Source organism: Streptantibioticus cattleyicolor NRRL 8057 = DSM 46488, assembly GCF_000240165.1.
GTDB lineage: Bacteria > Actinomycetota > Actinomycetes > Streptomycetales > Streptomycetaceae > Streptantibioticus > Streptantibioticus cattleyicolor.
Genome location: NC_017585.1, coordinates 465,421 through 486,738, shown reverse-complemented (window position 1 = coordinate 486,738; position 21,318 = coordinate 465,421). Strand labels below are relative to the sequence as shown.

Genomic DNA, 21,318 nt, shown 5'->3' with positions numbered 1-21,318 from the left:
TTGTTCTCCCTTTCCCCGCGCCACCGGTGACCATGCGTGCGCACCCGCCCGGCCAGGCCAGGACGCCACCACCGCGGAAGCTGTGCTCGTCGACTGCCGGCGGACGCGGCTGCCGCTGCGGTTCCTCGGGGGACCGCCGGGTGCCGCGATCTTTGTCCCGCGCCACCCGGTTGGGGTAGCCTGCCTCGTATTTTTCTCATCGTGCGCATCCGTGACATGCGGAGACGCACAACTGCGTCACGGGCCCGCGGGGCCCGGCGGGGCGGACGAGCCCTCGCCGTGCGAGGGCTCCTGGGGAGCGGGGCGAGGGTGGGTATGAGCAGCGACAGGATCGAGGTTGCCGACGCGGTGCCGGGTGACCAGGAACTGCTACGGCTTCTGGCCGGGCTGACCGCCGTGCGGGACGGCGACTTCGGTACGCGGCTGCCGGAGGACGTCGACGGTCTGATGGGCGAGATCGCGACCGTGTTCAACGGCATGGTCGACCAGCTGTCGGTGTTCACCTCCGAGGTCACCCGGGTGGCCCGGGAGGTCGGCACGGAGGGCACGCTCGGCGGGCAGGCGGAGGTGCCGGGGGTCTCCGGAACCTGGGCCGACCTGACCGACTCGGTCAACGCCATGGCCGGGAACCTGACCACTCAGGTCCGTGACATCGCCCAGGTGGCCACCGCGGTGGCCAAGGGCGACTTGTCGCAGAAGATCGACGTGCCGGCCCGCGGGGAGATCCTTCAGCTGAAGGAGACCGTCAACACGATGGTCGACCAGCTCTCCGCGTTCGCCGGCGAGGTCACCCGCGTCGCCCGGGAGGTCGGTACCGAAGGACGCCTCGGCGGCCAGGCCAAGGTTCCGGGGGTCGCCGGTGTCTGGCGGGACCTGACCGATTCGGTGAACTTCATGGCCGGGAACCTGACCAACCAGGTTCGCAACGTCGCCCAGGTCACCACCGCGGTGGCCAAGGGGGACCTGTCCCAGAAGATCACTGTCGATGCCCGTGGTGAGATCCTGGAGTTGAAGAACACCATCAACACGATGGTCGATCAGCTCTCCGCGTTCGCCGACGAGGTCACCCGGGTCGCCCGGGAGGTCGGTACCGAAGGACGCCTCGGCGGCCAGGCCGACGTCAAGGGTGTCAAGGGAACGTGGCGAGACCTCACCGACTCGGTCAACTTCATGGCCGGGAACCTCACCGCGCAGGTTCGCAACGTCGCCCAGGTGGCGACGGCGGTGGCCAAGGGGGACCTGTCCCACAAGATCACTGTCGATGCCCGTGGGTGAGATCCTGGAGTTGAAGAACACCATCAACACGATGGTCGATCAGCTCTCCGCGTTCGCCGACGAGGTCACCCGGGTCGCGCGCGAAGTCGGCACCGAAGGACGCCTCGGCGGCCAGGCCGACGTCAAGGGGGTGTCGGGCACCTGGAAGGCCCTCACCGACAACGTCAACGTGATGGCGTCGAACCTGACCGGTCAGGTGCGTTCCATCGCCCAGGTCGCCACCGCTGTCGCACGCGGTGACCTCTCGCGCAAGATCACGGTCGAGGCCGAGGGAGAGGTGGCCGCGCTGGCCGACGTGATCAACACGATGGTCGACACGTTGTCCGCGTTCGCCGACGAGGTCACCCGCGTCGCCCGGGAGGTCGGTACCGAAGGACGCCTCGGCGGCCAGGCTCACGTGCCCAACGTGGCCGGGACGTGGAAGGACCTCACCGACAACGTCAACTCCATGGCGAACAACCTCACCGGCCAGGTGCGCAACATCGCGCTGGTGACGACCGCGGTGGCCCGGGGCGACCTGTCGAAGAAGATCGACGTCGACGCCCGGGGCGAGATCCTGGAGCTGAAGACGACCATCAACACGATGGTCGACACGTTGTCCGCGTTCGCCGACGAGGTCACCCGCGTCGCGCGCGAAGTCGGCACCGAAGGACGCCTCGGCGGCCAGGCCGAGGTGGAAGGCGTCTCGGGCACCTGGAAGCGGCTCACGGAGAACGTCAACGAACTGGCCGGCAACCTCACCCGCCAGGTCCGGTCGATCGGCGCGGTGGCCAGCGCCGTCGCCGAGGGCGACCTGACCCGCTCGATCACGGTCGAAGCCTCCGGCGAGGTCGCCGAGCTCAAGGACAACATCAACTCCATGGTGGAGTCGCTGCGTCAGACTACCCAGGCCAACCAGGAGCAGGACTGGCTCAAGACCAACCTCGCCCGCATCGCCGGCCTGATGCAGGGCCACCGGGACCTGCCCGTGGTGGCCGAACTCATCATGGAGGAGCTCACCCCTCTGGTGGCGGCCCAGTACGGCGCCTTCTATCTCGCTGAGGACGGTGAGCGCGGCCCCGAGTTGCGGCTCGTCGGCTCCTACGGCCGGCCCGACGACGACGAGCGGCCCACCCGGTTCTCCTTCGGCCGCTCGCTGGTCGGCCAGGCCGCGCGCAGCCGCCGCACCATCACCGTCGACGACCTGCCCGGGGGATACGTCACCATCTCCTCCGGGCTCGGCCAGGCGGTGCCGGCCGCGCTGATCCTGCTGCCCATCCTCTTCGAGGACCAGGTGCTCGGCGTCATCGAGCTGGCCTCGGTCGCCGCGTTCACACCGGTCCACCGGGACTTCCTGGAACAACTGCGAGAGACACTCGGCGTCAACCTCAACACGATCGTGGCCAACGCCCGCACCGATGAGCTGCTCCAGGAGTCGCAGCGGCTCACCGCCGAACTGCAGGCACGCTCGGCCGAGTTGCAGTCCCAGCAGGAGGAACTGCAGCGCTCCAACGCCGAACTGGAGGAGAAGGCGTCCCTGCTCGCGACGCAGAACCGCGACATCGAGGCGAAGAACCTCCAGATCGAGCAGGCCCGGCAGGAACTGGAGGCCCGCGCCCAGCAGTTGTCGCTGGCTTCGAAGTACAAGTCGGAGTTCCTGGCCAACATGAGCCACGAACTGCGGACCCCGCTCAACAGCCTGCTCATCCTCGCCCAGCTGCTCGCCCAGAACCCCTCACGCAACCTCACCCCGAAGCAGGTCGAGTACGCCGGGATCATCCACTCCGCGGGCAGCGACCTGCTCCAGCTGATCAACGACATCCTGGACCTGTCGAAGGTCGAGGCCGGCAAGATGGACGTCGCCCCGGAACGGGTGTCGCTGCGCCAGCTGATCGACTACGTGGAGGCGACGTTCCGGCCGATGACGTCCCAGAAGGGACTGGACTTCGCCGTCCGCACCGCGCCGGGTGCCCCCGGCGACCTGCTCACCGACGACTCCCGGCTGCGGCAGGTGCTGCGCAACCTGCTGTCCAACGCGGTGAAGTTCACCGAGAAGGGCGGCATCAAGCTGGCCATCGAGCCCGCCACGGACGACGAGGTGCCGCAGGGCGTCGTGCGTGGCGGCGGCGTCGTGGCGTTCCGGGTGGAGGACACCGGCATCGGCATTCAGGAGCAGCACCTGGAGTCGATCTTCGGGGCGTTCCAGCAGGCGGACGGCACCACGAGCCGCAAGTACGGCGGAACCGGCCTCGGCCTGTCCATCACCCGCGAGATCGCTCACCTGCTCGGCGGCGCCGTAACGGTGGACAGCGCCCCCGGCCGCGGCAGCACCTTCACCCTGTACCTGCCGGCGGCCCGGCCGGAGTACGAGCAGATGCTCGGTACCGGCCGTCCCGCGCCGAAGGAGCCGGCCGAACTGGTCCCGGCCGCCACGACCATGCCGGCCACCGCCCCGGCGCAGGCACCCTGCACCCGGCAGCGCAAGCGTCGCCTGCTGATCGTGGAGGAGCGGCCTCGCGGGCTGCTGACCCTGGTGGCCGAGAGCGTGGTCGGTGACATGGCCCGGCACAACCCTGACGACGGCTCCCCGCTGTCCGCGGTGGACGTCATCACCGCCGTCGGGGCGCAGGAGGCGGCGGGCGCGCTGGCCGCCGAACCGTGCCACTGCGTCGTACTGGACTTCGACATGCCGGACGGGGAAGCGGGCCGCTTCCTTCAAGCGCTGCGCGGCGACTCGGGTCTGGCCGGCGTCCCGGTGCTCATCCACAGCGGTCGCCGGCCGGACGTGGCACGGAACGAGGCACTGGGCTCGCACCAGGACGACGGGGCGCTGGAGTTCCTGTCCGGCCTGGACGAACTGCGGGAACGCATCGCGCTGCACCTTTCGGCGGAGGAACCCGGGGACGTGCTCTCCCTGGTCCGCACCGAGGACCGGCAGAAGCTCGCCCCGCCGGTCGACGACAGCTTCGGCGGCCGTACGGTCCTGGTCGTCGACGACGACGCGCGCAACCTGTTCGCCCTCAGCGGGATCCTGGAGATGTACGGATTCCGGGTGCTGCACGCGGAGAACGGCCGCAAGGGCATCGACACGCTGCTCGGCAACCCCGACATCGCGCTGGTGCTGATGGACGTGATGATGCCGGAGATGGACGGCTACACGGCCACCGCCGAGATCCGCAAGCTGCCGCAGTACGCCGCGCTGCCGATCATCTCCGTCACCGCCAAGGCGATGCCTGGCGACCGGGAGAAATCCCTGGCCGCGGGTGCCAGTGACTACGTGACCAAACCGGTCGACACCCATGACCTCATCGCCTGCGTCCGGCGCTGGCTGTCCGCGTGAGCGCGCGAGCGCCCTTCGGCCTAGGAGCATTCGTAGCGTGAGCATCACCGAGCAGCCGCGTGAGCCGGACGCCGTCGAACCGCGCCCGGAGCACGCCGCGCGGACAGCCGCCGGCGCCCTGGAGCCGGCCGGCCCGGCGGGTGTCACGGAGCCGCTGGATCCAGCGGGTGTCTCCCCCTCCTCCCCGGTCGGCAGGCTGGCCGCCACGGTGGAGCGGCTCCGGCGCGAAGTGCGCGCCGCGCAGGCGGAGGCGGAGGGCCGGGCCCTGATCGAGCTGGCCAAGGGCATCCTGGTCGAGCGGCTGGGATGCGGTCCGGCGCAGGCCGCCCGGCAACTGACCGAGCTGGCCGAGCAGGCCGGGGTGACGCCGCTGGAGTTCGCGGTGGAGGTCATCAACCAGGCCGCCCGCGACCGGGTGGCGGAGGTCACCGACGCCTTCCTGTCCTCCGCCGCGGGCAGCGCCGAGCGCGACACCGCCGCCCTGCGGCTGCGGGCGGCCGAGAGCGGGGCCCTGGCGGCGGACGACACCCAGGCCGTCGCCGACTCCCTGCTGGAGCACGCGCTGCGTCCGCTGGGCGCGGCGGCCGTGGCCGTGTGGGCCGCGGGCGCCGACGGTTCGCTGACCCTGGCCGGCAGCGCCGGTTTCTCCCCCGCGGAGGCCACCCGGTGGCGTTACGTCCCTCCGGGGGTGACCACGGTGGCCCGCCGGGGCCTGACCGAGCGCACCGGCCAGTGGTTCGCGTCCCTGGCCGAGACGGGGCTGCCCACCATCGGCCGGGACGTGTACCCGGACGGGGGCAGGGTCGCGGTGCCCGCCGACGCGGGAGGCCGCATCCACGGGGTCCTGGAGATCGCCTGGCCCAGGCCGCTGGAGCCGCAACCGCCGCAGGTCGTCCGGCAGGTGGAGGCCCTGGCCGAGCTGTGTGCGCACACCCTGGGCAGGGACGCCTTCCACCAGGGCCCCGGCCAGGAACCGCGCGTCCTGCCGGACACCGCCGAGCTGATGGACCTGGCCGACGGGCTGCACGACCCCGCCCTCGTCCTGGTGCCGTACGTGGACGACTCGGGGCAACTGGCCGACTTCCGCATCCAGCACGTCAACACCCGCTTCCTGGACCCGGCCGGCCGGCCGCGCGCGGTGGTCAACGGCGCGCTCCTGCTGGAGGCGTACCCCCTGACCGCGGGCAAGAGCGAACTGTTCCAGCGGGTGGAGCGGGTGTACGCCACCGGTGAGCCGTTCCGGGCGAGCCGGATGCAACTGACCTCGTTGGTCGACCAGGTGGCCCTGGCGGCGGTCGCGGACATCAGCATCAGCCGGCACGGCAACAACGTGCTGCTGATCTGGCGTATCGAGGACGAGACGGCACGGCTGGCCAGCCTGCTCCAGCACGCCCAGCGCCTGGGCCGCATCGGCGGCTTCGAGGAGAACCTGCTCACCGGCGAGATCACCTGGAACGATCAGCTGTTCCACCTCTACGGCCACTCCCCGGTTGGCACGCCCGTCCCCCTGGAGGAACTGCCCACGCACGCCCACCCGGACGACGCGGACTCCCTCCGCCGGTTCCTGCGCACGGTGTTCCACCACCGCCGTTCGGCCTCCGCGGCCTTCCGGCTCCAGCGCCCCGACGGCGTGACCCGGCACATCCGGGTGGTCGCCGAGCCCGTTCTCGACACCGACGACCGGCTCTTCGCCGTGCGGGGCGCCTACCAGGACATATCCGCCCAGCACTGGACGGAGGTCGCGCTCGCCGCCACCCGGGACCAGCTCGCCCACACCGAGCAGCAGGCGACCGAACGCAACCGGCTGACACTGCAGTTGCAGCACGCGATCATGCCTCCCGAACAGGCGCCCCAGACGGTGCCGGGCCTGGAGGTCGCCGTACGGTACCGGCCGGCCGAGACCGAGTATCTGGTGGGCGGCGACTGGTACGACACCATGGTGCTGCCGTCCGGGTTGGTGCTGCTGTGCGTCGGTGACGTCGCGGGCCACGGCATCGAGGCCGCCACGAGCATGGTCGTCCTGCGCAACGCGCTGCGCGGCCTGGCCGTGACGGGGGCCGGACCGGGCCAGTTGCTGTCGTGGCTGAACATCGTGGCGCACCACCTGACCGGCGCGGTCACCGCCACCGCGGTGTGCGCCCTGTACGACCCGGACCGGCGCGCCCTGCGCTGGGCCCGGGCCGGCCACCTTCCGCCCGTCCTGGTCCGCGGCTCGGAGGCGGCGCCGCTGCCACTGGTCCAGGGCCTGCTGCTGGGCGCGGTCCCCGAAGCCGGCTACGAGGAGGCCGAGGTGCAGCTCGCCTTGGAGGACACACTGCTGATGTACACCGACGGGCTGATCGAGCGGCGGGACCGGTCGGTCGAGGAGTCCCTGGCCTACCTGCTGAGCACGGCCCGCGCCGCGCCCAAGACGCTGGATCAGCAGCTGGACCGCCTGCTCACCTACAGCAGGTCGGACACGGACGACGACACCTGCATCGTCGGCATCCGGGTGGCCTGAACTACTGCCGGTGCCGCTGCCGGTAGCGCAGTGGTGACTCCCCCAACTCCCTTTTGAACGCGGTGCTGAACGCGCTCTCCGACGCATAGCCCAGCTCGACGGCGAGTGAGCCGATCTGGACATCCCCGTCACGCAGTGCGCGCTGCGCCAGAAGCATCCGCCAACGGTTGAGGTAGGTCAGCGGCGGCTGGCCGGCCAGGGTGCGGAAGCGTACCGCGAACGATGTGCGGGACATCCCCGCGGCGTTGGCGAGTTCCCGCAAGCCCCAGCGCCCCGCGGGTTCGGTGTGCATCAGGCTGAGCGCCGGGCGCAGCCGTTCGTCGGTCAGCAACCGCAGCCATCCAGGGGGCAGTTCGCACTGGTCGACGTAGGCGCGTAGCACGTCGAGCAACAGGAGTTGGCCGTACTGCCCCACGGCGAAGGCGGAGCCGATCCGGTCTCCGGTCACCTCGTCGAAGAGCCGGTCGAGATTGCCTCGCAGGTTGGTCGCGGTGGCGGCCGATGCCCGGACGTGTCCCAACGCCGGGAGTGCCTGCGACAGCAGCGACCGACCGGCGGCGTTGAGATCGACGGCGATCCCGATGACGACGTCGTCGGTGCCGCGGTCGGCGTCGGCAAGCCGCGCGAAGTCCTCCTGGGGCAGGATCTCGGTGCGGGCTCCGCCCCCGGTGCCGCCCTCCTGCTCGATCCATGACCGGTTGTTCAGGATGGCGACGTCGCCCGGTTCGAGCTCGATCGGCTCGTCGACGCCGTCGGTGGTCAGCCGGGAGCGGCCGGACACCATCGCGATGAGTTTCAGTGGGTCCTCGATGGGGGCGCGCGCGACCCAGGGACCCCTGGACGCGAACCCGCCCGACACCAGACCGCGGATCTTGACGAGGTCGAACACCTCGGAGAGTTGATCGTTCACGACCTGCGCCACAACTCGTACTCTCGCGAAGGAAATCCGCACTGTCAATTATTCAGAGTGCCGGTCGGCGGGTTCAGACTGGGCGGCATGACACACAAGCAGCACCCCATCGGGTCCGGTTTCACCGCCGCATCGACGGCTGACGAGGTCCTCGCCGGCATCGACCTGTCCGGTAGGAATGTCGTGATCACCGGTGGTCACGTCGGACTCGGTCTGCAGGCCACTCGTGCGCTGGCCGAGGCCGGCGCCTCGGTCGTCGTCGGCTCGCGCAACCCCGACGGCGCGACGTCCGCGCTGGCCGGGATCGAGGGCGTCGAGGTGAGCCGGCTGGACCTCCTGGACCCGCCCTCGATCGACGCTTTCGCCGCACGCTACCTGGACTCCGGTCGTCCGCTCCACGTGCTGCTCAACAACGCGGGCATCATGGCCCCCGCCGAGCTGGTGCTGGACGCGCGCGGCTACGAGGTGCAGTTCGCGACCAACCACCTCGGACACTTCCAGCTGACCCTGGGTCTGCTGTCCGCCCTGCGGGCCGCGCACGGCGCCCGGGTCGTCAATACCACCTCCGGCGCGACGCGCATCTGCGACATCCGCTGGGAGGACCCGCACTTCGCCACCGGCTACGACGGCCACCTGGCCTATGCGCAGTCCAAGACCGCCAACGTGCTCTTCGCCGTCGAACTGGACCGCCGGTGGGCCGGCCACGGGATCCGCGGCTACGCGGCGCACCCCGGCATCGTTGTGGGCACCCATCTGGGCAACTCCATGCCCGCGGAACAGGTGCGGGCCATGAACCTGGCCATGGGGCTGGTCGACGAGTCCGGCCGACCGGTCATCGACCCCGGGAGCGGGAAGAAGACGCCACAGCAGGGGGCCGCGACCATCGTGTTCGCGGCCACCAGCCCGCTGCTCGACACGATCGGCGGCGTCTACCTGAAAGACAATGACGTCTCACCACTGGACGAGGCCCCGGATCCCGACGTCCAAGGTGCCGAGCTGATCCGCTCGCAGAACGTCGTGCCGCACTCGATCGACCCGCGGTCCGCACAGCGGCTGTGGGAACTGAGCGAACGACTCCTCAAGGCGTAGCGCCGACCCGGCTGCCCCAGGGCACCTGACGGCCGGGCTCGTCCCGCCCGGCCCCGGCGCGGTCGCCGCTACCGCCTCGGCCCACCCGGGTCGCGTACTCGTCGACACCGACCGCCCGCGGCGCGGCCATGTCCGGCTCGGGAAGCGCGTCCACCAGGCGCAAGACCGTGCTCCGGCCGGCAGACATGCCGAGGACGGGGGGCAGCCGGGGCCCCGGCCCGGCCCGCCGGAGTGAGACCGACCGCGGCCAGGGCCGAGCGTGATCAGGTAGGCGGCCTGCCACCGTCGGCCGCCAGGCGCGTGAGCCACTCACGCAGCAGGCGTTGCTCGGCGTCGCTCAGGACATCGGCGTCGTCGGGGAGGGCGGCGCGCAGGGCGCGGGCCGCCGCGGCGGGGCCGGACTCCGCGGCGGGGACCGCCGGCTCGGCGCGGGTGACGGCCGCGACCATGGACTCGCGCAGGACGGTCAGCAGCGCCGGATCGCGGCGGTCCGCGGGGGTGGAGTGCCAGGTGGTGACAGCGCCCTGGCCGGTTGCCTGGATGATCTGGGCGGCCAGCTCCTCGTCGACCCGCAGCCACCCCCCGGCCGCCAGCCGACGCACCCGCCCATGGAGGATCTCCAGGCCCGCGCGGTGCGCCGCGTCCGATCCCCGGCCGGTGGCCCGGTTCATCACCGCGAACAACTCGGGGCGGGAGACCCCGAACTCGACCACCATGTCCCAGCCGCGGCGCAACTCCTCCACCGGGTCCTGCGGGGCGGGGTCGAGCTGTTCGCGCTTCTTCTCCAGGAACCGCGCGTAGCCGTGCTCGGCGACGGCCTCGAGGAGCCCCTCCTTGTCGCCGAAGAGGCGGTAGATCGCCGGCGGCTGCATTCCGGCCGCGGCGGCGACCGCGCGGGTGCTCACCGCGTCGGGGCCGCCGTTCTCCAGTAGCTCGACGGCCGCCTCGACGATGCGGCGCCGAGGGCTGTCGGTGGAGTCGCGCGTAGCCATGAACCGATGGTACCGAAGATCTGGTTCCACTGGAATTTCCAGTGTTACCGTTAGATTGATTCCATCGGAAACATTGGCGGGAGAACCCCATGATCATCGTGACCGGAGTCACCGGAAAGCTCGGCCGCCGCACCGTCGAGCGTCTCCTGGAGCGCGTCCCCGCCGACCGCGTCGGCGTCAGCGTCCGCGACCCCCGCAAGGCTCAAGACCTCGCCGACCGCGGCGTCCGCGTCCGGCAGGGCAGCTTCGACGACCCCGCCTCGCTCGCGCACTCCTTCGAGGGCGCCGAGCAACTGCTCCTCGTCTCCCTCGACCGCACGGGCCCGGAGTGCGTCAGCGGCCACCGCGCCGCCATCGACGCCGCCGTGCGGGCCGGCGTCGGCCGCATCCTCTACACCAGCCAGATGGGCGCCGCCCACGACGCCCGCTTCCAGGCATGCCGCGACCACGCCCGGACCGAGGACCTGCTGCGCGCCACCGGCCTGCCCTGGACGGCCCTGCGCAACGGCTTCTACGCCTCCAGCGCCCTGCAGTTCCTGGAGTCCGCCCGCCACACCGGCGACATCGCCCTCCCCGCCGACGGCCCCGTCGCCTGGACCGGCCACGACGACCTCGCCGAGGCCACCGCGGTGATCCTCGCCGAGGAGGCCCGCTTCGAGGGGCCCACCCCGCCGCTCACCGGCCCGGCGGCGCTCGACTTCGACACCGTCGCCGAGATCGCGTCCCAGGCCACCGGACGGCCCTTCACCCGCACCGTCGTCCCCGACGACGCCTTCCGCGAGCAGATCCTGGCGCACGGCACCCCGGCCCCGATCGCCGACCTGATGCTGAGCATCTTCGCCGCGGCGCGCAATGGCGAGTTCACCGCTGTCGACCCGACCCTGGCCGAGCTGATCGGGCGAGAGCCCGCCGCCTTCCGCACCCATCTGGAGCGTGCCTGGGCCGAATAGCTCCAACGGGGCGGGCAGACGGCTCCTCGTCGACCACGCCCTCTCGCATCGGCCTGCCGGGAGCGCGTGGTGGCTCCGTGGGAACCGACAGGTATGTCGTCTCGTCTATACGTGGGTGAGCCCAGGCCAAGCCCTCTGTGGGGGCGGGTGCGCGATCGCGCGCCGATCACAGAGGATGCTGGTGGACGGTGAGTGAAGGTCCGGGCCCTGGGGCGCGTTGGCGTCCGGAGGCTCTGGGTTTGCGGCGAGGGAATTCTGAGGAGGCATCGGTGGCGGGCGAGTCCCCCGACATGTCGGAGCAGCGGAGCGGCCGGCGGTCGGCTTCGGACGCGGGTACCGGTGCCGATGCCGGTTCGGGAACCGGGGATAACGAGGCGGCCCGACAGGGCGGGAACGGCGGGCGTCCCGATCCGAGGCTGGCGATGCGAGACGGCGCGGCCGGTGCCGCCGACAAGGCCGATCAGGCTTCCGCCAAGCCCGGCGCCGCCGACAACGGCAAGGTCTCCGAGGACGAGGCCAACTCCCGGCCCAGGGCTGCCTCCTGGGGAGCCGGTGCAGACGGTGAGGGCAAGCCCGCGGCCCGGGGCACCGAGGCCGAGGACGGCGGCGACGGCGACGGCGACGGCAAGGCCGGCCCCGCCGACCAGCACACCGAGCTGATCAAGGCTCCCGCGAACGCGAACGCGAACGCGAACACGAACGCGGCCTCCGACTCCGAGCCCGCGCGCACCAGCACGTTCGTCCCGCTGAAGACGGACGACGCCCCGGCGCCGAAGCCGCCCACGCCGTTCAAGGCACCCACGCCGCAGGCCAGGCCCGAGGCGACACCGGCGGCTCCTCCGCGGCCGGCGGCAGCTCCTCCGGCCGAGACTCCGGCGGAACCCCAGACCCCGCTGGACCTGCTCGCCCAGCTGACGAACACTCCGCCGCCGGTGACCCCGGTGCGCACGGCGGTTCGCCGGGTGAAGATCTGGGCGCCGCTGGTGGTGCTCCTCGGGATCGTCTTCGTGGTTGTGCAGGCGATGCGCCCGTTGCCTGCTCCGAAGCTGGCGATCGACGGCAAGTCCTCCTCCGTCTTCGAGGGCGCCACGCCGTCGTTGCCCTGGCCCACCGAGGGTCAGGCGATCGTGGACGTCGACGGGCTCGGCCGGGTCGGTTCGTACGGTGAGATGAAGCCGCTGCCCATCGGCAGTGTGGCCAAGGTGATGACGACGTACATCGTCCTGCGCGACCACCCGCTGAAGAAGGGGGAGAACGGGCCGCTGATCGACGTCGACCAGAAGGCCGAGGACGACTTCACCAACGGCCTCAAGGAGAAGGAGTCGGTGGTCGAGGTCCACAAGGGGCAGAAGATCTCCGAGTTGGAGGCCCTGGAGGCGGTCATGCTGCCGTCCGCGAACAACGTCGCGCGGTTGCTGGCCCGTTGGGACGCGGGCACCGAGGAGGCGTTCATCAAGAAGATGAACGACACCGCCAAGGAGCTCGGCATGGCGAACACCACCTACACCGACGCCAGCGGCCTGGTGGAGAGCACCGTCAGCACGGCCGAGGACCAGGTGAAGCTGGGCAAGAAGGCGATGCAGGACCCGGTCTTCCGGGAGATGTCCAGGGCGACCCAGTACGACTCCACGACCGCGTCCGGGACGGGCAGCGGCGTCGAGTACCAGAAGACGCAGCGCAACTTCAACAAGCTCGTCCCGATGTACGGCGTCGTCGGTATCAAGACCGGTTCCACGACCATTGCCGGTGGCAACCTGCTCTTCGCCGCGGAGAAGACGGTCGGCGACTCCACGCAGCTGATCATCGGCGCGGTCTTCGGGCAGCACAGGAGCCCGATCATCGACACCGCCACCGACTACAGCAAGCAGCTCGTCCTGGCCGTGGGCCAGGCGCTGACCACCAGCACCGTTGTGAAGAAGGGCGAGGTCGTCGGCCACGTCGACGACGGCCTGGGCGGGACGACCCCGGTGGTGGCGGCCAAGGATCTGACGGTGGTCGGCTGGCCCGGTCTCAAGGTCGAGCTGAAGCTCACCACCGGGGGCAAGGCCCTCCCGCACACGGCGAAGGCCGGTACGCGGGTCGGCGAGTTGACGGCGGGTGGCGGCATGGGTGAGGTGAGGGTTCCCGTGGTGTTGCAGAAGGACCTCGCCGAGCCGTCGTTCGGCGCGAAGCTGACACGCGTGTCCTGACCGGTTGACATCGGCCAGGCCCCGGTACGCGTCGGCGCGTGCCGGGGCCCGGTCGCGTTCGCGGGGGTTCGGCTGTCAGGAGGGCGTCCCGGCCCAGGCGGTGAGGGCGTTGTGCCGCTCGTCGCGGCGCGTGGCGAGGTCGGCGGTGCGGGTGGCCCAGGCGATGTGGCCGTCGGGGCGTACGAGGACTTCGCGCACCCCCTCCAGGTCCGTGTGGTCGTCCCGTTCGGTGACGGTGACGGCGGTGACGCGTGGGCCCCAGCCTGTGACGACCGCCCCGAGTCGAGGGTCGCCGGCGAGGTCGAGGTGGACGAACCGGCCCTGGGGCAGCAGCTCGTAGACCCGTGTCGCCTCCGACGCGGTGGTGGTGAAACCGATGTCGGGCATCCGCCGTCCCACCAGCGGGTCGGCCCCGGGGTTCGTCGGCGGGTAGGCGGTGCCGAGCGCGGAGACCTGGGCGGCGAGTTCGCGGTTGACCTCTTCGACGCGCAGGAGTTCGTCGAAGAGTTCGCGGAGTGCCGCACCGGGGCGTTGGTACTGGGGGACGAGCGTCAGCTCCGCGAGGAGCGTCTGCACCTCGGTGTTCCCGGTGACCGCCCGGCCGACCGGGTTGCGTTCCTCGTCGTAGCTGTCCAGCAGGCCGGGCGGCGACCAGCCGTGGACGGCGGCGGCCAGCTTCCAGCCGAGGTTCATGGCGTCCTGGAGGCCGGTGTTGAGCCCTTGGCCCGCCGCGGGGAAGTGGATGTGGGCCGCGTCGCCGGCCAGCAGGATCCGGCCGGAGCGGTAACGCTCCGCGAGGCGGGTGGCGTTGCCGAAGCGGGAGAGCCAACGGGGCTCGCCGACACCGCAGTCGAAGCCGCAGATCCGGATCAGGGACGCGCGGAACTCCTCCAGGGTCACCGGCTCACGGGCCGGCACCCGCATCCGTTCCGGGTCCACGTAGACCAGCCTGGTCAGACCGTCCTCCAGCGGCGCGACCAGAACGCCACGGGCCCGGGCCGCATCGAGGACCGCCGGGTCGTCGTCGATGACGGCGACGTCGCCGAGCACACCGGTGAGTGTCTCGTCGGTGCCCGGGAAGCCGATCCCGGCGGCCTCCCGTATCCGGCTGCGTCCGCCGTCGCACCCGACCGCGAACCGGGCGCGGAACGTCTCGTCGCCCCGGGGGCCCCGTACCCGCGCCTCGACCCCGTCGCCGTCCTGGCTCACGGCGACGACCTCGTGCCCGTACCGGATCTGCGCCCCCAGTTCGCGGGCCCGCTCGGCGAGCAGCGCCTCGGTGCGGGCCTGGGCGAGGAAGAGGGTGTAGCCGTGCCGGGAGTCCAGCGCGGAGAAGTCCAGACGGGTGGGGAGCTGGGCGAAGTGCCAGCCGGGCACGGTCCGGCCGAGCGCCAGGAACCGGTCCAGCAGCCCGCGTTGATCCATCAGCTCCAGGCTGCGCGGATGCAGGGTGAGCGCCCGCGAGTCCCGCCGCGGCTCGGTACGGCGCTCCAGGATCCGGGTCCGCACACCGGCCAGGGCCAGCTCGCACGCGAGCATCAGCCCGGTCGGTCCCGCGCCCACGACGATCACATCGACGTCCATCGGAGTCGGCCTCCCCTTATTAGTGAACAACGTTCACGTGAACAGTGTTCAGTATAGTGGGACGCCATGAGTTCCCCGTCAAGCCCGGCCCGCGGCCGGCCCGCGCGCATCGACCGCGAGCGCACCGTGCGGACAGCCCTCGACCTGCTGGACCGGTCGGGGCTGGACGCGTTGACCATGAGGCGGCTCGCCGACGCGATGGACGTGCAGGCCGGTGCGCTGTACCGCTACTTCGCGACCAAGCAGGACCTGCTGGCGGCGATGGCCGAGCGCATGATGGACGGCGTCGTGGACGCCGCCGCCGGGACGTGCGGCGGCGACTGGAGCGAGCGGCTGACCGCCCTGGCCCGCGCGATGCGCGCGGCCCTGCTCTCCCGCCGTGACGGAGCGCGGGTGTTCGCCGGTACGCACTCGACGGGGGCGAACATGCTGGGCTTCGCCGACACGGTCGTCGGCGTCATGCGCGCGGCCGGCTTCCCCGACGACGACGCGGCGCGGGCGCTCTACACCCTGGCCAACTTCACCGTGGGCCACACCCTGGAGGAGCAGGCCGCCCTCCAGGGGGAAAACGACGGCCCGGCCGACCCGGGCCTCCTCGCCGACGCGGTGGCGGGCGGGACGTACGCGCACCTTGCGGCCGGGCTGCCCGCGCTCACCAGCACGGACTTCACCCGGCTCTTCGAGTTCGGTCTGAACCTGATCGTCGAGGGGCTGAGGGCGCGGCGGTGAGCCGTGTCCGACGCACCCCCCGGACCGTGCGCCCCCGGCACCACCCGTGGCCGTCCGGGTTCAGGGCCCCGTCGAAGCCGTCGCCAGCAGGGACGCCAGCCGACCGGCGATGGATTCCACGGTCGGGTGGTCCCACACCAGCGTGGGCTCGACGGTCAGGCCGTACTCCTCCTCGATGTCCACGCACAGGGTCATGGCGTCGAGCGAGTCGAGGCCGTAGGTGCGGAGTTTGACGCCGGGGTCGATCTCTTCGGGGGCGATGCCGAGGTGGCCGGCGATCCGTCCGGTCAGCCATTGCCGGATGTCCGCTTCGGACATGGGGGCCTCCTGTCGGGTCGGCGGTGGCCCGCAGGGTTCCGGGCCGCCGGTGGTGGGGTGGGTGAGTACGGTGACCAGCGCCTCGGTGAGCGGGTCGGGCAGCGGGCGGACGGCGCCGGAGCGGTGGCCGGCCACCCGCAGCAGGACGGCCCTGATCCAGTGGCCGTCGGCACGGAAGTCGCCTTGGCCCAGGCGCCGGGCGGCCCGCCACCGGATCAGCGCGTGCCGGGCCGCCTGGAGCAGCCCGGCGTCGAAGCCGGCCGGATCGTCCGGCGGCGGGGGAGTGCCCAGCAGCGTCCACATGGTGGCGCCGAACGCGGCGTGGGTGCCGCCGCGCAGGTAGCCGCGGGCGCCCATCACCACGGCCAGCTCGCGCAACGCCCCGGTGCGCAGCCGGTACGCAGTCGCCGGGTCGGGCGCGGCGTCGGCGGCGAGCAGATCGGCGAAGGCCCCGGCGAGGGTGGCCCGGACGTGCGGCAGTTCCAGGATCACCGTCCCGTACAGCCGCCGGGCGGCGGCGAAGCGCACGGCCTCCCGCAGCGCGGCGTGGGCCGGGTTCACCGCGGGTCCTCGACGAGGGAGAGCGGGGCGCCGGCCCGGACGCGTTCGGCCACCACCGTACACAGCAGCCGGTCGCGTCCCGGGTCGCCCGACGGCCGCTCGCCGAGCCGGGTCAGCACCCGGGTCAGCACCGCCGCCAGCCAGGTGCCCTGGTGCCACAACGGACCCGTGGCGTGGCGGCGGTTGGCCAGCCACACCTCGATCGCCGCCGCCCCGGCGACACAGCAGGCGAGCCGCGCCGCCGCGTCGAAGTGGGCGGCCGACGGACGCGGCCCGGGCGGGGTCAGCCCGGCGCGGACGACGGCGGTCAGCGCGGCCAGCCGCCGGCCCAGCAGGGCGCAGTCACCGGGGGGCAGCAGCGCCACCCGGTCCGGCAGCCCGTTCAGCAGCGACAGCCCGCGCGGCGACAGCAACGTGATGCGTTGCGCGTCCCACCCCGGCGGCGGGGCGGACCGCACGTCGGCCAGCGCCTCCGGCAGCGGACGGGCGCCCCGCCGGCCGCCGGCCAGCACGGCGAACTGGTTGGCGATCGCGGCCAGGTTGACCACTGTGCTGCCGTCGAAGAGCCCGACGAGCGCCGCGTCCCGGCGCACCTTGCGGAACATCGGGTCGCCCGCGTCCGGCCCGAGGTAGCGCGCCAGCGCGTCGAGCGCCTCGTTGACCCAGGTCGGCACGGTGTACTTCACCGCGGCGCTGAGCAGCGACAGTTCGCCCGGCAGCAGATGGATCGCGCGGGCGCCCAGCAGTGCCAGCACCTCGGCGCCGAGCAGGTCGGCGTAGGCGTCGGCGAGGATCCGGCGGCGCGCGGCGGTGTGCGCCTCGCGCCGGGCGGCGATGCGCAGCGCGTGCTCCGCCGCCCCCAAGGAGAGCGCGGTGCACAGGATCCGGGTGAGGAAGAGCCCTTTGAGCACCGTCTCCAGACCCGAACCGGGCGGGCCGACCCGGTGGTGGTCCGGGACGAAGGCACCCCGGAAGCGGATGCCGCTGATGTCGGCGCCCCTGATGCCGTGGGTGTACTCCTTGGGCAGCAGGCGGTAGTCGCCCTCGGCCATGGTCCGCCGGTCGGCCAGCAGGACGTCGAAGCCCCGGGGGCCGCCGTCCGGCACGGTGCGGGCCAGTACGGACATCAGCGGGGCCCGGGTGGCGTTGTTGATCAGCCACTTCTCGCCGTCCAGCCGGTAGCCGCCGGGCACCGGCCGGGCGGTCGTCTCCCCGGCGAGCAGGTCGCTGCCGTGGCCGCGTTCGGTCAGCCCCAGCGCGACCGGGGTGCCGGCCAGGATCTGCCCCGCCAGCCACCGCGACTGCTCCGGGGTGCCGGCCACCCAGGTGGCCACCGCGCCCAGGAACGTCTTGCAGTGCGCGATCGCCACCGTCAGGTCGTGCGCCGCGACGACCCGGATCAGCCCCAGGAACTCCGGGCACGAGGTGAGCCGCCCGCCGAGGTGGGCCGGGACGTAGTAGTGGTGCATCCCCCATTCCTCCAGGTCCCGGCAGGCCCGTTCCGGGAAGGCGTCCCGCTCGTCCAGGGCGAGGGCGAGCGGATGGGCGAAGCGGGCCCGCAGCCCGGTCACCGCGCTCACGAGGGGACCCCGGTCAGCTTGGCCACCGCCGGCTGCAACGCGGCGTGCAACGGCGCGAGTTCACCGGCGAGCAGCAGATCGCGCATGTGCCGCCGCCGCACCTTGCCGCTGGTGGTACGGGCCACCCCGCCCTGCTCGACCACCACCAGGCTGAGCGGGATCCCGAAGGCGGCGGTGAGGGCGTCCAGCACCCGGTCGGAGACCTCCGCCGCCTGCGCCGCGTGTCCCCGCCGCACCTCCTGCACCAGCACCACGTGTTCCCGCCCGCCGGGCGGGGTGACGGCGAACGCGGCGCCCTGCCCGGCCGCCGCGTGCGCCTCGGCGGCGGCGTGCTCCAGGTCCTGCGGATACAGGTTGCGGCCGTTGACGATCAGGGTGTCCTTCAGCCGCCCGGTCACATACAACTCGCCGTCCAGCCGGAACCCCAGGTCCCCGGTGCGCAGCCAGCGGCCGTCACCGGCCCGGAAGGTCTGCCTGCTCTCCCTGACCCGGCCGTGGTAACCACGGGCCACGCTGGGCCCGGCCACCCGGATCTCGCCGACCTCGCCCTCCGGCAACTCCCGCCCCGAATGCGGCTGCACCACCCGCACTTCGAGACCGGCCGGCCGGCCGCAGGAGACCAGCGGGGTGCCGCCGGCGTCCGGCACGGCCCGGTGGCGCTCCAGATGACCGGTGTGGAAGCGGCGCACCGTGGCCCCCTCACCCGGCCGCACCCCGGTCACCAGCAAGGTCGCCTCCGCCATGCCGTAACACGGCACCCACGCCGCGGGGTCGAAGCCCACCGGGACGAAACGCCGCTCGAACGCCGCCAAGGTGTCCGCCCGGACGGGTTCGGCCCCGGTGAACGCGTACCGCAGACACGACAGGTCCAGCCCGGCCAGGTCCGCTTCGGCGACCCGGCTGCTCCAGGCGTAACCGAAGTCGGGGGCCACCGTCAGCTGCGCCCGGTACCGGCTGACCATCCGCCACCAGCGCACCGGCCGGGCCACGAACGACGACGGCGAGGTGAGGACCAGGTCGGCCCCGGCGTGCAGGGCGTGCAGTTGCAGCCCCACCAGCCCCATGTCGTGGTGGTGCGGCAGCCAGCCGGCCAGCCGCCGCGGGAACGCCGGACCGGTCAGCGTACGGATCGTCGTCAGGTTGTGTTCCAGCGCGCCGTGGGTGATCTCCACCCCGCGCGGATCGTTGGTGGAGCCGGAGGTGTACTGGAGGTAGGCCACCGTGTCCGGGCGCAGCAACGGCGGCGTCCACTCCTCCGTGCCGTCCGCCACCGGGGCGGCGAGCCCGGCGACCCGCACCGGCACCTCGGGGAACTCCACGGTGAGCGGGGCCAGTTGGGACTGGTCGGTGAGGATCAGCTCCACCCCGGCGTCCCGCATCAGCGCCCGCAGTGCCTTCGTCGGACGGCCCGCCCGCGGCATCGGCAGCGGCACGGCGAGCACCCGGGCGTACAGACAGCCGAGGAACGCGGCGGTGAAGTCGAGCCCGGCCGGATACAACAGCGCCACCGGCCGGTCGCAGCGGCCCAGCGCGGACAGCCATCGCGCGATCGTCAGCGCCTGCCGGTCCAGCTCGCCGAAGGTCACCCGGACGCTGCCCTCACCGCCGGTGAGGAACGTCAGACAACGCTCGGAGGAGGGATCGGCGGCCCAGGTGCGCAGGCCCGCGACGATGTTCATGGCGGAAACAGCCTCTCCTGGTCGCGTTCGGCAGCGGGCGGGGGTCAGCGGGCGCGGAAGACCAGCACCGTGTTGTGTCCGCCGAAGCCGAACGAGTTGCTGATGGCGACGTCGATCCGCTGTTTGCGACAGTCGCCGGTGACGGCGTTGATCTCCAGATCCGGGTCCTGGCGGCGCAGGTTGACCACCGGCGGGACGATGCCGCGCTCGACGGTGAGCGCGGTGAGCGCCGCCTCCACCGCCCCGGCCGCCCCCAGCAGATGGCCCAGCGCCCCCTTGACCGAGGTCACGGTGGGCCGGTGGCCGAAGAGCCGGCGGATCACCGCGGCCTCCGCGGCGTCGTTGAGGGGTGTGCCGGTGCCGTGCGCGTTGATGTGGTCCACCGCCTCGAACGGGGTGTGCGCGGCGGCCAGCGCGGCCCGCATCGCACCGGTCACCCCGCGCCCGTCCGGATCGGGCGCCACCGCGTGGACGGCGTCGGTGGCGGCGCCGTACCCCGCCAGCACCGCGCGCCCGGGGCACCCCCTGGCCCGCGCGTCCTCGGCGCGTTCCAGCACCACCGCGCCGGCCCCCTCGCCCATCACGAAACCGTCCCGGTCCACGTCGAACGGGCGTGAGGCCGTCGCCGGATCCGCCCGCCGCCGGGAGAGCGCGCCCATCCGGTTGAAGCCGGCCACCCAGAGCGGCAGCACCGACGCCTCGGCGGAGCCGGCCACCGCGATGTCGCAGGCACCGCTGCGCAGCAACTGCCAGGCGGTGCCGATCGCGGTGGCCCCGGAGGCACACGCGGTGGAGGTGCTCAGCGACGGCCCGCGCGCGCCGAGGCGGATGGCGATGTGCCCGCAGGCCATGTTGGGCAGGTACTTCGGCAGCAGCATCGGCGAGACCCGGCCCGGCCCGTCGGCGAGGAGGGTGCGGTGCTGTTCCAGCTGGGAGGCGGTGCCGCCGGCGGCGGTGCCGAAGACGACGGCCACCCGGTCGCCGTTCCAGCGCGCCGGGTCCAGCCGGGCGTCGGCCACCGCTTCCGTCACGGCCGTCAGCGCGAACTGGGTGTAGCGGTCGTACTGCCAGGGCCGGCCGCCCGGGGTGTGTTCGCGTGGCTGGTATCCGGGCACCCGGCAGGCGAAGTCCACGTCCAGGCCGTCGAGTTCGGGGTCGCGGCGGGCGGTCGGGCGGCCCGCGCAGACCCCCTCCCAGGTGGCTTCCCGGCCGATCCCGGCGGGGGTCACCAGCCCGACGCCGGTGACCACGACCTCGGCGGGGCCGGCGGTCACCGGCCGCCCCGCCGCGCGCCGGTGGCGTCCTCGAGGACCCCGGCCACCTCGCGCAGCGTGAGGTCTCCGGTGAGTGTGTTCTCGTCGATCTCCGCACCGAGTTCGTCGGAGAGGACGACGACGAGTTCCACCAGGGTGATGGAGTCCAGGTCCAGGTTCTCCACCGTGGTGTCGGGTTCGAGACGGCCGGGATCGACCTCGAACTTCTCCGCCAGCACGGTGAGCAACACGTCGTACGGCGTGCGCTGATCGGTCATGTGGTGTCACCTCCAGTTGCGACGCTCCTGCGAGCGGCCTGCTCGTCGGTGTTCCCGACAGCACCGGCCACCGGCAGCCGCGGAAGAGGAGCGGAAACGCAGCGGAAGACCC

The 21,318-nt window shown here is 72.4% G+C and carries 13 protein-coding genes and 1 pseudogene; 6 read left to right on the top strand and 8 right to left on the bottom strand.

Going from position 1 to position 21,318, the window contains the following annotated elements:
• Positions 1-315 precede the first annotated feature (315 nt).
• Positions 316-4,594: pseudogene (locus tag SCATT_RS29760) on the top strand (HAMP domain-containing protein).
• A gap of 37 nt (positions 4,595-4,631) precedes the next feature.
• Positions 4,632-7,094, top strand: a complete 2,463-nt coding sequence (locus tag SCATT_RS29755; protein WP_014151691.1) for a SpoIIE family protein phosphatase — start codon at positions 4,632-4,634, stop codon at positions 7,092-7,094.
• Position 7,095: 1 nt separating this feature from the next.
• Here SCATT_RS29755 and SCATT_RS29750 read toward each other — a convergent pair whose 3' ends face one another.
• Positions 7,096-8,016: an AraC family transcriptional regulator gene (locus SCATT_RS29750; RefSeq protein ID WP_014151692.1), complete on the bottom strand. Its 921-nt coding sequence runs from the start codon at positions 8,014-8,016 to the stop codon at positions 7,096-7,098.
• A 75-nt stretch (positions 8,017-8,091) separates the two neighbouring features.
• Here SCATT_RS29750 and SCATT_RS29745 point away from each other — a divergent pair, with 75 nt between their 5' ends.
• On the top strand, positions 8,092-9,093 hold the full coding sequence (locus SCATT_RS29745; protein ID WP_041824091.1) for an SDR family NAD(P)-dependent oxidoreductase: 1,002 nt from the start codon (positions 8,092-8,094) through the stop codon (positions 9,091-9,093).
• A gap of 263 nt (positions 9,094-9,356) precedes the next feature.
• Here SCATT_RS29745 and SCATT_RS29735 read toward each other — a convergent pair whose 3' ends face one another.
• Complete coding sequence (locus SCATT_RS29735; RefSeq protein WP_014151695.1) at positions 9,357-10,085, bottom strand: TetR/AcrR family transcriptional regulator; 729 nt, start codon at positions 10,083-10,085, stop codon at positions 9,357-9,359.
• An 89-nt stretch (positions 10,086-10,174) separates the two neighbouring features.
• Between SCATT_RS29735 and SCATT_RS29730 the strand changes: the two genes are divergently transcribed.
• Together SCATT_RS29730 and SCATT_RS29725 are read left to right on the top strand one after the other, a co-directional pair.
• A complete protein-coding gene (locus SCATT_RS29730) occupies positions 10,175-11,035 on the top strand; it encodes an SDR family oxidoreductase (RefSeq protein WP_014151696.1) in 861 nt (286 codons plus the stop codon).
• Positions 11,036-11,457: 422 nt separating this feature from the next.
• Positions 11,458-13,224, top strand: a complete 1,767-nt coding sequence (locus tag SCATT_RS29725) for a D-alanyl-D-alanine carboxypeptidase family protein (RefSeq protein ID WP_014626790.1) — start codon at positions 11,458-11,460, stop codon at positions 13,222-13,224.
• 75 nt (positions 13,225-13,299) lie between these two features.
• On the opposite strand, the gene SCATT_RS29720 is transcribed toward SCATT_RS29725, so the two are convergent.
• Positions 13,300-14,808 (bottom strand): monooxygenase, encoded by a 1,509-nt coding sequence (locus tag SCATT_RS29720; RefSeq protein ID WP_014151698.1) that lies wholly within the window; start codon positions 14,806-14,808, stop codon positions 13,300-13,302.
• A gap of 66 nt (positions 14,809-14,874) precedes the next feature.
• Here SCATT_RS29720 and SCATT_RS29715 point away from each other — a divergent pair, with 66 nt between their 5' ends.
• Positions 14,875-15,537 (top strand): TetR/AcrR family transcriptional regulator, encoded by a 663-nt coding sequence (locus SCATT_RS29715; RefSeq protein ID WP_014151699.1) that lies wholly within the window; start codon positions 14,875-14,877, stop codon positions 15,535-15,537.
• Positions 15,538-15,597: 60 nt separating this feature from the next.
• On the opposite strand, the gene SCATT_RS39880 is transcribed toward SCATT_RS29715, so the two are convergent.
• From SCATT_RS39880 to SCATT_RS29690, 5 genes are read right to left on the bottom strand one after another with little or no spacing between them, the layout of a single operon-like run.
• The gene (locus tag SCATT_RS39880; RefSeq protein ID WP_014151700.1) at positions 15,598-16,416 is read right to left on the bottom strand and encodes an acyl carrier protein; all 819 of its coding nucleotides are present in this window, start codon (positions 16,414-16,416) and stop codon (positions 15,598-15,600) included.
• Positions 16,413-17,996 (bottom strand): acyl-CoA dehydrogenase family protein, encoded by a 1,584-nt coding sequence (locus SCATT_RS29705; protein WP_014151701.1) that lies wholly within the window; start codon positions 17,994-17,996, stop codon positions 16,413-16,415. The genes SCATT_RS39880 and SCATT_RS29705 overlap by 4 nt, the downstream gene beginning before the upstream one ends.
• The gene (locus tag SCATT_RS29700; RefSeq protein ID WP_014151702.1) at positions 17,993-19,675 is read right to left on the bottom strand and encodes a fatty acyl-AMP ligase; all 1,683 of its coding nucleotides are present in this window, start codon (positions 19,673-19,675) and stop codon (positions 17,993-17,995) included. Before SCATT_RS29700 ends, SCATT_RS29705 begins: the two co-directional genes overlap by 4 nt.
• 44 nt (positions 19,676-19,719) lie before the next feature.
• Positions 19,720-20,949, bottom strand: a complete 1,230-nt coding sequence (locus SCATT_RS29695) for a beta-ketoacyl-[acyl-carrier-protein] synthase family protein (RefSeq protein ID WP_014151703.1) — start codon at positions 20,947-20,949, stop codon at positions 19,720-19,722.
• Positions 20,946-21,206 carry an acyl carrier protein gene (locus tag SCATT_RS29690; RefSeq protein ID WP_014151704.1) on the bottom strand — a complete coding sequence of 87 codons (261 nt, stop codon included), beginning with the start codon at positions 21,204-21,206 and terminating at the stop codon, positions 20,946-20,948. Before SCATT_RS29690 ends, SCATT_RS29695 begins: the two co-directional genes overlap by 4 nt.
• Between the last annotated feature and the right edge of the window lie 112 nt (positions 21,207-21,318).

Bases quoted from the DNA above. Each gene is read 5' to 3' on its own strand.
- SCATT_RS29725 (WP_014626790.1), top strand. From the start codon at position 11,458: ATGCGAGACGGCGCGGCCGGTGCCGCCGACAAGGCCGATCAGGCTTCC.
- SCATT_RS29735 (WP_014151695.1), bottom strand. From the start codon at position 10,085: ATGGCTACGCGCGACTCCACCGACAGCCCTCGGCGCCGCATCGTCGAG.
- SCATT_RS29720 (WP_014151698.1), bottom strand. From the start codon at position 14,808: ATGGACGTCGATGTGATCGTCGTGGGCGCGGGACCGACCGGGCTGATG.
- SCATT_RS29700 (WP_014151702.1), bottom strand. From the start codon at position 19,675: ATGAACATCGTCGCGGGCCTGCGCACCTGGGCCGCCGATCCCTCCTCC.
- SCATT_RS29745 (WP_041824091.1), top strand. From the start codon at position 8,092: ATGACACACAAGCAGCACCCCATCGGGTCCGGTTTCACCGCCGCATCG.
- SCATT_RS29715 (WP_014151699.1), top strand. From the start codon at position 14,875: ATGAGTTCCCCGTCAAGCCCGGCCCGCGGCCGGCCCGCGCGCATCGAC.
- SCATT_RS29690 (WP_014151704.1), bottom strand. From the start codon at position 21,206: ATGACCGATCAGCGCACGCCGTACGACGTGTTGCTCACCGTGCTGGCG.
- SCATT_RS29730 (WP_014151696.1), top strand. From the start codon at position 10,175: ATGATCATCGTGACCGGAGTCACCGGAAAGCTCGGCCGCCGCACCGTC.